Annotated in this window: 15 protein-coding genes and 1 riboswitch; of the genes, 3 read left to right on the top strand and 12 right to left on the bottom strand. The window is 36.6% G+C overall.

Annotated features, from left to right (window positions below):
- Positions 1-75: 75 nt before the first annotated feature.
- The 4 genes from ABJ974_RS04630 to namA form a co-directional block, all read right to left on the bottom strand.
- Positions 76-1,101 (bottom strand): NAD(P)-dependent alcohol dehydrogenase, encoded by a 1,026-nt coding sequence (locus ABJ974_RS04630; protein ID WP_419870217.1) that lies wholly within the window; start codon positions 1,099-1,101, stop codon positions 76-78.
- A gap of 182 nt (positions 1,102-1,283) precedes the next feature.
- Positions 1,284-1,616, bottom strand: a complete 333-nt coding sequence (locus ABJ974_RS04625; protein ID WP_419870216.1) for a CCC motif membrane protein — start codon at positions 1,614-1,616, stop codon at positions 1,284-1,286.
- A gap of 15 nt (positions 1,617-1,631) precedes the next feature.
- Positions 1,632-1,913: a DUF2752 domain-containing protein gene (locus ABJ974_RS04620; RefSeq protein WP_419870215.1), complete on the bottom strand. Its 282-nt coding sequence runs from the start codon at positions 1,911-1,913 to the stop codon at positions 1,632-1,634.
- A gap of 32 nt (positions 1,914-1,945) precedes the next feature.
- Entirely contained in the window at positions 1,946-2,998 is a 1,053-nt protein-coding gene (gene namA / locus ABJ974_RS04615; protein WP_419870214.1) for an NADPH dehydrogenase NamA, read from the bottom strand.
- 103 nt (positions 2,999-3,101) lie between these two features.
- On the opposite strand from namA, the gene cdd reads away from it, so the two are divergent.
- From cdd to ABJ974_RS04600, 3 genes are all read left to right on the top strand, one after another.
- Positions 3,102-3,584 carry a cytidine deaminase gene (cdd, locus tag ABJ974_RS04610; RefSeq protein WP_419870213.1) on the top strand — a complete coding sequence of 161 codons (483 nt, stop codon included), beginning with the start codon at positions 3,102-3,104 and terminating at the stop codon, positions 3,582-3,584.
- Positions 3,585-3,722: 138 nt separating this feature from the next.
- Positions 3,723-3,900: riboswitch (cobalamin riboswitch) on the top strand.
- Positions 3,856-5,763 (top strand): TonB-dependent receptor plug domain-containing protein, encoded by a 1,908-nt coding sequence (locus ABJ974_RS04605; RefSeq protein ID WP_459077260.1) that lies wholly within the window; start codon positions 3,856-3,858, stop codon positions 5,761-5,763. It overlaps the preceding riboswitch by 45 nt.
- A gap of 11 nt (positions 5,764-5,774) precedes the next feature.
- A complete protein-coding gene (locus ABJ974_RS04600; protein ID WP_419870211.1) occupies positions 5,775-6,815 on the top strand; it encodes a DUF5074 domain-containing protein in 1,041 nt (346 codons plus the stop codon).
- Positions 6,816-6,911: 96 nt separating this feature from the next.
- Here ABJ974_RS04600 and ABJ974_RS04595 read toward each other — a convergent pair whose 3' ends face one another.
- From ABJ974_RS04595 to gldC, 8 genes are all read right to left on the bottom strand, one after another.
- A complete protein-coding gene (locus ABJ974_RS04595; RefSeq protein WP_419870210.1) occupies positions 6,912-8,330 on the bottom strand; it encodes a CCA tRNA nucleotidyltransferase in 1,419 nt (472 codons plus the stop codon).
- A gap of 114 nt (positions 8,331-8,444) precedes the next feature.
- On the bottom strand, positions 8,445-8,993 hold the full coding sequence (locus ABJ974_RS04590; protein ID WP_419870946.1) for an L-threonylcarbamoyladenylate synthase: 549 nt from the start codon (positions 8,991-8,993) through the stop codon (positions 8,445-8,447).
- Between the two features lie 166 nt (positions 8,994-9,159).
- Complete coding sequence (gene tnpA, locus ABJ974_RS04585) at positions 9,160-9,588, bottom strand: IS200/IS605 family transposase (protein ID WP_419870209.1); 429 nt, start codon at positions 9,586-9,588, stop codon at positions 9,160-9,162.
- Between the two features lie 129 nt (positions 9,589-9,717).
- Complete coding sequence (locus ABJ974_RS04580) at positions 9,718-10,221, bottom strand: DinB family protein (RefSeq protein ID WP_419870208.1); 504 nt, start codon at positions 10,219-10,221, stop codon at positions 9,718-9,720.
- A gap of 17 nt (positions 10,222-10,238) precedes the next feature.
- Complete coding sequence (locus tag ABJ974_RS04575) at positions 10,239-10,691, bottom strand: GNAT family N-acetyltransferase (RefSeq protein WP_419870207.1); 453 nt, start codon at positions 10,689-10,691, stop codon at positions 10,239-10,241.
- Between the two features lie 8 nt (positions 10,692-10,699).
- Positions 10,700-11,179: a nuclear transport factor 2 family protein gene (locus ABJ974_RS04570; RefSeq protein ID WP_419870206.1), complete on the bottom strand. Its 480-nt coding sequence runs from the start codon at positions 11,177-11,179 to the stop codon at positions 10,700-10,702.
- A gap of 11 nt (positions 11,180-11,190) precedes the next feature.
- The gene (locus ABJ974_RS04565; protein ID WP_419870205.1) at positions 11,191-12,327 is read right to left on the bottom strand and encodes a cystathionine gamma-synthase; all 1,137 of its coding nucleotides are present in this window, start codon (positions 12,325-12,327) and stop codon (positions 11,191-11,193) included.
- 73 nt (positions 12,328-12,400) lie between these two features.
- Positions 12,401-12,727 carry a gliding motility protein GldC gene (gldC, locus tag ABJ974_RS04560; protein ID WP_419870204.1) on the bottom strand — a complete coding sequence of 109 codons (327 nt, stop codon included), beginning with the start codon at positions 12,725-12,727 and terminating at the stop codon, positions 12,401-12,403.
- Positions 12,728-12,743 lie beyond the last annotated feature (16 nt).

Genomic DNA, 12,743 nt, shown 5'->3' with positions numbered 1-12,743 from the left:
TATTAAAAACAAGAAAGTCTTTTATTTTAAATAAATAAAAGACTTTCTCTTATAAAACATATTGAAAAAACAGGCTTACGGTATAAGCACCGCTCGTCCTTTTATCTTTCCTGCTCTGAGTTTGTCATATACTTCGGGGGCTTCATCCAGTTTATATCTTTCAATCTCGATATGGATTTTTTTCTGTCTGGCCAGTCCTACCACTTCCATAAGCTCTACCCGGGACCCCCAATAAGGATTTGTCATTCTTACTCCGAAAGGCAGCCCCATCATATTGTACTGATAAAGACCACCGCCCAATCCTACAATAGTAAGATCTCCATCCAGACTTACAATTTTAGAACCTAATTCTATGGTAGAGGAAGCCCCTACAAAATCAATAACGACTTTTGCTTTTTTAATTCCAGTAATCTTTTGAATCTGCTCTGCTGCATCCGCATCTTTGGAATTAATGGTATAAGCAGCTCCCAATTCTTTTGCAAAAGCCAATTTTTCATCGGTAACATCACATGCGATAATAGTAGCCCCGCTTATCTCTCTTAAAATCTGTAAAGCCACATGTCCCAGACCTCCTACTCCGATCACAACAACATATTCGTCTGACATTAATTTGTCAAGGGAACGCTTAATTGCCGAGTAAGGAGTTAATGCCGCATCCGTAAGAGGTGCTGCAATGACCGGATCCAAATCATAGATCGGGACTAATAAACGGGACGAAGGAACCAGCATATATTCTGCCATACCTCCATTCAATCCTAATCCGCCACCAAAAGCCATTTCCGACTGATGATCACAATAATTTTCTTTCGATTGCTGACAAGGTTTACAATGCCCACATCCCCATGGCCCATAAACTAAAACAGCATCACCTTTTTTGTAGCCTTTAACGTCCGACCCTACTTCTTCTATCCATCCTGCATTTTCATGACCTAAAGTAAACACAGTTCCCGTAATTGTTCCTTCATCGATAACATGTAAATCCGAGTGGCAGACTCCCGCTCCTCCGATTTTCAACAGGACTTCTTCTCCTGTAGGTTTTGGTATTTCCATATCATTAACAACACGGACATCCTTGTGTCCAAAATAACGTACTGCTTTCATAGTGTTAAAATTTATATTTCTTACCTCAATTTACGAATAAAATCCGGAGTTGTAAGCTCATAGAGCGAGAACATTAAATGAGTACACCTAATTTTTTAATAGGCATTGATGTATGATAAGATCGTAGAAAAGCACATAAAAAAAGACCACTTTTTTAGTGGTCTTCATTATGTATAAAAAAATTACTGTCCTGATAATTCTCTGAGTCTTTCTTGCAGCAGGTCCGGATCTGACAGGGTTTCCGCACCAAAAACAGCCAACATAACGACAATATATATTATATATAGCACACTGAGTACTAGTCCTATAATACACAATATTCTACCTGTATTCAGATTGCTGTAATCAGAATATAATTCCGGGTTTTGCTGGTATAATGCATTATCCTTTTTATAAAGGACTAATCCGATAATACCGGTAATAATACCTACCACTCCATAACAACAACATCCTACAATGGAAACAATTCCTAAAACAAGTACCGCTGTAGCGTTGGGCAATTTTTGTTGATTCATAGTTATATTTTTTGTCTAAAAAAAATGTTTGTAAAAATAAGCAATTACCATTATAAGCGAGTTAATAATTGCTAAAAAAACAAGAATGTTTCCGTAACTCCTTTTCCGGTCAATAAAATTTAATCCTACTGTAAATAAAAACAGTAATAAGGTATATACTGCAGGAAACATATGGAAAGCTTCTGAAAACCTCCCTTCAAATACCATCACTATAGCCCTCTGTGCCCCACACCCAAAACATTCTATTCCTAAGAACTTTTTACTGGGGCAGGACAACATGAATTCTTCAATTTTCATGATTCAATTTCCTCAGTCTGTATTTTCCAAAATTAAGAAGAAATTTTTGCTCTCAGGTACTGATGAGGGAAAAAACAGTCTTTTTTCATTTCAAAAGACCCCTGAACTACCAGGTATGGGTTCCTGAGAATTTCTCTTGCTACAAAAATAAGGTCTGCCTGTTCTTCTTTCAGTATTTCTTCTGCCTGCTCCGTATGGGTAATCAGCCCTACTGCTCCGGTTTTTACGTCAGCTCCATTTTTCACTTCCTGGGCAAAAGGGACCTGGTATCCTTCAAAAACTGAAATTTTAGCCCCATGAATGTTACCACCGCTGGAAACATCTATCAAATCCACCGCATGGTTTTTCAGTACTTTTGCCAGCTCCACACTATCCTTTACGTCCCATCCGTTTTCCGCATATTCCGTTCCGGAAATTCTTACAAATAATGCAACATTCTCATTGAGTTCTTCATTTACGGCATCCACGATTTCGAGTAGAAAACGGATTCTATTTTCAAAGCTTCCTCCGTATTCATCGGTTCTTATATTGGAAAGCGGGGACAGAAACTGGTGTACCAGATAGCCGTGGGCAGCATGAATTTCAACAACATCAAATCCGGCCTTTACTGCTCTTTTCGCTGCATCTTTAAAGTTTTGTACGGTCTCTTTTATTTCATCAATGGTGAGTGCATGAGGAATTCTTTCTCCTTCTTTATAAGGAACTGGACTTGGTGCAACGGTTTCCCATCCTTCTTCCAGTGATATCTGCACATTATCCCATGTAGAACCTTTTCTTCCTGCATGGGCGAGCTGAATTCCTATTTTACTCTCAGAGTTCTGATGAACGAAATCTACAATTTTTTTTAAGTTTTCCGCCTGGGTATCGTTCCAGATCCCCATACATTTATTGGTAATTCTTCCGCGGGGTTCCACGCCTGTCGCTTCTACTATCAATAATCCTGTACCTCCCTGAGATCGGCTTCCGTAATGGACAAAATGAAAATCATTAGCCAGACCGTTTTCTGAGGAATACATACACATTGGAGACATTACCCATCGATTCTTTAATTCTACATTTCTGAATTTTATAGGAGTATATAACATATTGAATTTATTTGTTCTAAATTTACAAAATAAGGAGCGTAAAATATCCTTGTCCGGGTTATGAAAAAGAACTAATTTTATCCCCCTTTTTACCTCCCAATTTATGAAAAAAGACTTTCAGATCAGTTACGAATATTTTAAAAATGCCGGAGAACTGGACGATATAGAAAAAGAGCTTCTTGATAAAGCGAAACAAGCCAGAGAAAATGCCTATTCTCCCTATTCCGAGTTTTCGGTAGGTTGTTCGGTTTTACTGGAAAACGGACAAATTTTTACGGGGAACAATCAGGAAAACGCAGCCTTCCCTTCCGGTCTTTGTGCTGAAAGAACTGCATTATTCTGGATTTCCGCCAATTTTCCTGAAGAGAAAATAAAGAAAATCTTTGTGGTGGGAGGTCCTAAAGAATTTTCCGAAAACAATCCACCCATCCCTCCCTGCGGAGCATGCCGACAGAGCTTACTGGAATATGAAACGAAACAAAATGAAAATATAGATCTTTATTTTTCCAATATGAATGATGAGGTAATAAAGGTAAAATCCATAAAAGATCTGTTGCCATTCTATTTCGACGCTACATTTTTATAAAGGATTGAATATTTTAAATATTGAAAGTATTCAAACGTTTATTTTAGAGATAATCTATCATAAAAGCTTACCACTCCTCTCCATTTCATCAGAAAAGATATTATCGGAAAATAAAATTGGTGATTCTTTTTAAAAGATTATATTTGCAAAAATTTTGGTTTTCAAGAAATTGAAATTAAAAGGGAATCAGGTGAAATACCTGAACTGTCCCCGCAACTGTAAATCGCGCTATAAAGTTCTACGACAAACCACTGTGTAACAACGGGAAGGTGTGGAATGCGAAAGTCAGGAGACCTGCCAGAAGATAATTTTAACTATTCTTGCTTTCGGAGGAAAAGTAAACAGTATGAATATAAAAAGGTCTTTATTATTTCTTTTGCCATTATGCACCTCTTTTCTGTGTTCAGGACAGGAAAAGGCTATTGATACGGTATATATCTTCGACAACCAGATGAAAAGGGTGAAACTTTTTCATACGGTAAACACCCTTACTCCACAAGATGTGGAAAAAAACTCTACCAACCTTTCCGAACTTTTACGTTTTCAATCGGCTGTATATATTAAGGAAAACGGACGGGGAGCTGTTTCCTCTCCTTCATTCCGGGGAACCGGAGCCAATCATACTGCCTTTGTATGGAACGGGATCAATATCAATTCGTCATTTCTAGGCCAGGGTGATATCAATAATATTTCTTTATTTGGGTATGACCAAATCGATATCAAATCGGGGGGAGGAAGTGTAATTTACGGAAGTTCCGCTATGGGCGGAAGTATTCATTTAAATAATGATCTAAGTTTCAACAGAGGGTTTAATGCCTCTATATATTCTGAATACGGGTCTTTTGACACTTATAATAATTTTGCTAAAATTTCCTTTAGCGATGATAAATTAAGCTTTAAAATTTCAGGAAATCATTCGATCAGCCGAAATGATTATAAAGTAGAGGAAGAAAATGATTATATCAACCGCAACGGACAATATTATAATACGGGTTTCAATGTAGGGATCTCTTATAAGATACTACCTCATCAGACGGTTTCCTGGCAGAGTCAGTTTTTTGATTCTTCCCAGCACTATCCCATTTTTATTGAAAACGGAAATAAAACGAAATATGAAACCCAAAGCACCCGGAGCTTACTATCCTGGGATATTAATACCTATAAGCTTTCCAATAGCTTCAAAGCTGCTTATACGGAAGAAAACTTTCAGTATTTCGGGGTGTACAACGCTCCTAAAACCAGCGGTGCGACCGGAAAGAATTATATTCTGAAAAATGATTTCAATTATTTTATTCTCCCTAAGCTCAATGTAAATATCATCACTGAATTTCAGGTTAATAAAGGAGAAGGCTACGATACCGGTATTGATAAGGTTAGCAGGAATGTAGGAGGGCTGGCAGGTTTAATAAGATACTTTGCCACTGATGATCTGCGTTTTGAAGCGGGTATAAAGAAAGAATTCGTGGAGGACATCAGCTCTCCCCTTCTTTTTTCTTTTTCGGGAAAATGGAATACTTCAAAGTGGTACAGGCTGGGAGTCAGTCTTTCCAGGAATTTCAGATTTCCTACCTTCAATGAACTTTACTGGCAGCCGGGCGGTAATCTGGATCTGAAATCGGAAACTTCCATCCAGGCTGATATGGATCATGAATTTCAGTTGGGAAGGATAAGGCTTACTTTAAGTCCGTATTATATGAATATCTCGGATTATATCAGCTGGCTTCCTACTGCTAATGGATATTGGTCTCCCTTTAATACTCATAAAGTGGAGTCTTACGGGCTGGAATCTCAACTGCATTTTAATCAGAAGTTCAATGATCATTTATTTAAATTTAATTTCGGATATACTTATTCCCGGTCCATAAATAAAGAAAATGACATGCAAATGATGTATGTCCCGCTGCATAAAGCTGTTGGGAATATTGATTATCAATATAGCTTTTTCAGGGTGTACGTGCAGGGAATGTACAACGGACTTACCTATACCACCAGCGATGAAAAAAGAAGTGATGCCCTTGATCCTTATTTTGTATTAAATGCAGGGACCTCTGTGACTCTGCTCAAAAAATATACCCTGGGATTCAAGGTGAACAATATCACGAATGCCATTTATAAGACCGTCGCCTATTATCCTCTTCCCATAAGGAATTACAGTATTTCAGCAACAATAAATTTTTAATTTAAAATAGTATGAAAATAACTCAACTTTTACCTCTTTTTTTTGCGTTGACATTAGTTTTCAACGTTTCCTGTAGCAATGATGATGATGATAATAATTTAGCTATCACCTATGAAAATGGCTTCTTTATTGCTAATGAAGGAAATTTTGGAACCCCTAATGCCGAGGTAACATTTATCAGCAAAGATCTCAATGTAAAGCAGGATAATATTTTTTCAGGCAATAACAACAACGCCAGCCTGGGAGATGTTTTGCAAACTATTACCTTTAACGGAGATAATGCCTATCTTTTACTGAACAACTCCAATAAAATCCAGGTTGTCAACCGATATACCTTCAAAAAAACGGGTGAAATAACCGATCAGGTCAATCAGCCCCGCTATATGGCTGTTGCCAATAATTACCTGTATGTAACGAATGACCAATATGGTGGTGACAAGTATGTGAGTATTTATAAGGTTTCCGATCTGTCTTTTGTAAAGAAAATAGCGTTTACAGCAGCCGTGGAAAAGGTTGTAGAAGCAGGTGGTGACATTTTCGTACAAAATGCCTCTTATGGATATGGAAACACTATCACTCACATTAATACAGCCAATAATGAGATACAATCTGTAACCACTTTGCCTGACGGAAATATAAATTCTACAATTTCCAGCAATTCTATGGTATATACTATTGCATCGGGAGCTACAGATTCTTATATTTACCAAATATCTAGCACAGGAAATATTACAAAAACCACTACATTGACAGGAATTTCAAACGCTACGAATCTCCAGCTTGCGAACGGAAAATTTTATTTCAGTTCTGATAATAAAGTATACAGCATGGATGTGAATGCTACTACCGTCCCTTCAAGTCCGTTGTTTACGGCTGTAGACGGCGGTCCGTATTATACCCTGCATGGATTTAGCGTTATCGATGACAAAATCTTTACTTCCGATGTGAAAGGCTTCACTGAGGATAGTGAAATTACAGTATATTCAACAACAGGATCCAAGATTAAAACTTTTACAGCAGGTAAAGGTTCTAACGGATTCTTTGTAAACTAATAGAAAGATTATATTAATCTCAATATAATTTTCTACTTTTTTATATCATTTGTGTTTTTTCCGGACTGTTCATGAACAGTCCGGTATTTTTTTATGTTAAAGGGACAGCCCTAATTTTTCAGCTTCTGCAATGACGAATTTCTTTGCTTCTTCTTTATCATTCGCAATGTCTCCTTCCAGGATCGCTTCTTTTACTTTTTCTTTAAGAATTCCTATTTCCCTTCCAGGTTTAAGGCTAAACATTTCCATAATTTCCTCTCCCGAAATAGGGGGCTGAAAGTTCCTTACATGGTCTTTTTCCTCCACTTCTTTTATTTTTACCGCAACATATTCAAAGTTTCTTTTGAATTTTTCCTGCTTTCTGGAATTTTTAGTGGTGATATCCGCCTTACACAGGGTAAAAAGGTCTTCCAAGTCTTCTCCTGCATCGAATAATAATCTTCTTAATGCTGAATCGGATGCATCATCTGTAATAAGCGCAATAGGCCTTGATGAGAGCTTTACCATCTTCTGAACATATCTCATATCATTTCCCAACGGCAATTTCAACCGCTGAAAAAGGTTCTTCACCATCTTTGAGCCCAAAAATTCGTGTCCATGAAAAGTCCATCCTGTCCCTTCTACAAATTTTTTGGTCGGCGCTTTTCCTACATCATGCAGCAATGCCGACCAACGCAGCCAAAGGTTATCCGTATTTTCAGAAATATTATCCACCACTTCCAAGGTATGGTAAAAATTATCTTTATGAGTCTGCCCTTCTATTTCTTCAATTCCTTTTAATTCAACCAGCTCAGGAATGATCAATTTCAATAGTCCTGTTTCTTCCATTAATTTCAAGCCTACCGACGGCTTCTCCGAAAGCATGATCTTGTTAAATTCAACCATAATGCGCTCCATGGAAACAATTTTAATCCTTTCCACCTCCTTCTTTATGGCTGACAGGGAATTTTCCTCTATCATAAATTGTAAAGTAGAGGCAAAACGAATAGCTCTCATCATCCTCAAAGGATCATCCGAATAGGTCTGAGCAGGTTCCAAAGGTGTTCTCAAAATCCCTTTCTCCAAATCATCAATCCCATTGAAGGGATCCATTAATTCTCCAAAATTATCTTTATTTAAAGAAATTGCCATGGCATTAATAGTAAAGTCCCTTCTTTTCTGATCATCTTCCAATGTTCCTCCTTCCACTTCCGGCTTCCGGCTGTTTTCGGTATAGCTCTCTTTACGGGCCCCGACAAACTCCAGCTCCAGCTCTTTATATTTCAGCATAGCCGTTCCATAGGTCTTAAAAACCGATACCTTGAGCTTAGGATCTATTTTAGCTGCTATCTGCTGAGCCAGTTCTATCCCACTCTGCTCCGTAACAAAATCAATATCCGTAGATGCCTTTCTTTTCATCAGTAAATCCCGTACATACCCTCCTACGATATATACAGTCTGATGTTGATCAGCAGCCACTTCAGAAATGAGTTTAAAAAGCTTTAAGTTTTTATTTTGATTTAAGTTAATAAGCATCAGGTTTATTATTTAATGTAAAACCACTAAGAGGTTAAGATTCACAAGCTTTATAACTCAATTTTCCTAACACCTTAATGGTTAAAGATTTTGCAAAGATAATTAATCTTATTTTTATTCTCTAAGTACCTTTATCCTGTTATCATTCCAGATCTTAATAACAGACGACCCCGAATATTTTGAAACTTTCTCCCTGTCCTCTTCCACCGCATAATCCACAAGATTAACCATCTCAGAAGAAATATCCGAAAACTTCATCGGACTTTTATCCCCACTGAAGTTAGCGGATGTAGAAACAATAGGCCTATTTAATTTTGAAATGAGCTTTTTACAGAAATCATTTTTTACCAACCGGATGCCAATACTCCCATCTTCTGCCAGAAGTTCCTTAGGAAGTCCCCTAGGATTTTCATAAACAATAGTAACCGGCTTTTCACTCAGGTCAATGATTTCCCAAGCCATCTCCGGAACATCTACCAAATCCTGCAATCTCTTTTCAGATTCCACCAGGATAATCATAGACTTATTTTTTTCCCTTTTCTTTATTTCAAAAATTTTATTGACCGCTTCTACATTCGTCGCATCACAGCCAATTCCCCAAATGGTATCCGTAGGATAAAGAATGGTTCCGCCAGATTTTAAGATTTCTATTATTTTTTCCATTTCAGCTATAATTTCCATTAAACAATTGTTTTTAAAAACAAAAAAATTAATTGATTAAGGAGGTGTAAATTTACAAATCTTATACTAGAAATAATAATTTATTCAAGGGGGAATGGGCTTTAGCCCATTTTAAATAAAGAAAATCCATCCAGGCTTTAGCCGAAACTTATTTTCCAAATCCATACTTATCTATAAACTCCTGATATTCTTCTGTAAATGTTTTCTTCTTATGATGTTTTTCCTGATTTTTAATATAATTCCTAATTAAGTCAAGCATCGATTCCGAAACAGAAAGTGCAAAATAATCATTCTGCCAGCCGAATTTTTCTGCAGTTAATTGATTTTTATTAATCCAGTGAGAGGATTCTCCTTTTATGAGCTGTACAATCTTTTCTATATTCTGGTTAGAGCCCAGGGATAATAAACAATGACAGTGGTCTGAATAGCCATTGACCATATCCATGTAAATTCCTTTTTGAGAACAATTTTCTTTAATGTGTTTCCAAACCTTAATTCTTAAATCCAAAGTATTGAGATAGGGTGTTCTGTTTTGGGTAGAAAAAACAAGATGAATATAAATTTTAATAAAAGGCATTTGTATTGTTTTTTTAAAAATAAAAAATCTTAGTAAGTTTTGGCTAAAGCCTTTATTAAGTTTAAAATAAGAAAACGGGCTAAAGCCCGTTTCAATTGATATTATTTTATTATTTAAAAGAACATTTACCTATAGGTTAGGCAAATACCTTTCCTCAATAATATGAAGGTGATGATAATTATGCCCAACAATTAATTTCCCAAGTGTTTCCACAGAAATTTCATTACCGTTTGCATTTCCTTTATTTTCAAGTACATTGTGATTGAATGTTTCAAAAGTCAGCTGGGATAATCTTCTGATTAGCTCATATTCTTCTATTAAAGATTTCAGGGATCTTTCATTGGCATGAGAATTTCCAGCATATATATTTTCATCAAATCCTGGTAATTGTGCTTTTTCACCCCTGGCAAAAGCTAATGCTCTGTATTGGAAAACCCTTTCCGTATCGGATAAGTGAAGAAGCAGTTCTTTTAAAGTCCATTTTCCTTCGGCATACGCAAAATGAGATTGGTCCTCGGTAAGTTCCTTATATATTTTTAAAGTCTTCTGTCCAGAAGTTTTCATTTCTTCCAGCCAGTTTCCGGATGGAATGAGATCTGAATATCCTTTGATATATTGTTCAAATGGAGTCATATTTCTTATCGTTTTTTTTATAATTCAGGATTGGTCCACTCGTAGAAATTAACCTCATCATAAAGCTCAAATCCACATGCCGGATATAATTGATTTCCGACTACATTCGTCTTGCTTGTTTCGAGTAATACTCCTGCTGCATGGGTTTGTTTACATATTTCTTTAGCTTCTTCTATCAGCTCTTTTGAATATCCTTTCCCCCGGTAGTCTTCATTAACATACAAATCATTCAAAAGCCAGTAGCGGCTCATTCGTGTAGAAGAAAATAACGGGTATAACTGTACAAAACCTACTAATTTTTCACCTTCCTTAGCTACAAAAATTTCAGAATCTTTATTTTCAATTCTTTCTTTTAAAAATGTTTCGGCTCCTTTAAGATCAGTTTCTTTATGATAAAAAATCCTGTACTGATCAAATAATTCGGCTAAGGATGTTAAATCCTGAATACTCGCTTTTCTGGTGTTTTTCATGTTTATCTTTAATTATGGTCATAGCTCAGAACTCTTTTCATTTTCCATTGCCCATCCTCTAAAATCCATAATATAGTGAATTTAGCACTGCTTCCTTTGTTCCACTTTTCTTTAAAGTATTCAAAAAATTCATGTTCTCCTTCCTGGATGAATGCATATAAAACTTTATGATCATACAGGGGATAAACCTTCATGGTATTGGGAACGAGTTCTCTTTTTATTTTATTGGGTGCTCCGCAAATATTATTTTTAATAGATGCAATAAATGCTTCTTTTCCATTTGTAATTCCTCCTTTATCATGATAAAATTCCAGGTCGTTACTGATAATGGAATCATAATGAGAAAGATCACATTTATTATATCCTACATTGAATATCAAACTATCCAGTTTTTGAGCCGTTTTGTATAATTCGTCGGTCGTTTTTACCTGCGAATACAGATCCTGACTGAAAAAACTGAGAAGCAATAAAATGAAAATCCTTCTCATTATGTATATTTTTAAAATGATTTTTCTAAATCGGCAATAAGATCCTCCGCATCTTCAATACCTACACTTAGACGGATTAAATCATCGGTAATTCCAAGTTCCGCTCTTTTTTCAGCAGGAATGGAAGCATGGGTCATTAAAGCCGGATGATTGGCTAAGGATTCAACACCGCCTAACGATTCTGCCAGCGTGAAAACTTTAAGCTTTTCTAAAAATTTAATCGCATCATCTTTTTTTCCTGATTTAAAAGTGAAAGATACCATTCCTCCAAATTCTTTCATCTGAGACTTAGCCAGTTCATACTGAGGGTGAGATTCCAATCCGGGATAAATTACTTTATCCACAGCAGGATGCTGTTCTAAATATCGGGCTATGGCCAAACCGTTATCCGAATGTCTCTGCATTCTAAGAGCTAAAGTTTTAATACCTCTCAATACCAGATAAGAATCATGAGGCCCTAAGATCCCTCCGCTCGCAAACTGTATAAAGTGTAATTTTTCTCCCAGTTCAGCATCTTTGGCAATTAATGCCCCGGCAATAACATCCGAATGCCCTCCCAGGTATTTTGTTGCGGAATGCATGACAATATCAGCACCCAAATCCAAAGGTCTCTGAATATAAGGGGTTGCAAAAGTATTATCTACCGCTACTAAAATATTCTTCCCTTTCGCTACATCTACCACTGCTTTGATATCTACCAGCTTCATTAACGGGTTGGTAGGGGTTTCCACCCAGATCAGTTTCGTTTTATCGGTGATTACATCTTTAATTTTAGAAACATCATCAAAATTCACGAAGGTAAATTTCAACTGATATTTTTCAAAAAGCCTGGTAAACATTCTGTAAGTTCCTCCGTATAAATCATCTACGGCCACCACTTCATCTCCAGGATTTAATAATTTCAAAACACAATCAATAGCTGCCAATCCCGACCCGAAAGCCAAACCTCTGGCTCCGTTTTCTATACTGGCCAAAGAATCCTCCAACGCCTGTCTTGTAGGGTTTGCCGCTCTTGAATATTCATAGCCCGAATGAACTCCCGGGCTTTTCTGTGCAAATGTAGAGGTCAAAAATACAGGAACATTTACAGAACCTGTTGCAGACTCATGGTGCTGCCCTCCGTGTATAACTTTTGTATTAAAATTCATAATTTTTATAATTTACCCATCTACCCGGTTTCATTATAATGATTATAACGCCCACCTCTGAATAGATTTCATTTTACATTTTGATTGCTGATTTGATTGCAAATTCTTCTGCCATCTGCTCCATCCACTGTGCCACATCTTCTTCTCCTGTTGCCCTCTGATAAGTATTCCCCAAGGAAATCAATATCTGATGAATAAACATTTTCATCTGATCTACAGGCATTTCTTTAGTCCAAAGATCAATTCGTAAAGCTTCCATAGCTTTATCATCCCAAACTGAAATCATAGTGGCCTTGGTTTCCTCTTTTTCGATACCGCCATCCTGAGCATTCCAGCTGATCGTTTCAGGAATATGATTTTCGTCTAATTCTACATCTATTGTTATTTGAGTCTTTCGCATTTTCTATTTTTTCTAA

The organism is Chryseobacterium sp. CT-SW4 (assembly GCF_048572715.1).
In the GTDB taxonomy this organism is placed as follows: Bacteria; Bacteroidota; Bacteroidia; order Flavobacteriales; family Weeksellaceae; genus Chryseobacterium.
Note: the sequence above shows the minus strand (reverse complement) of the source record. Positions and strands in the feature narration are given on the sequence as shown.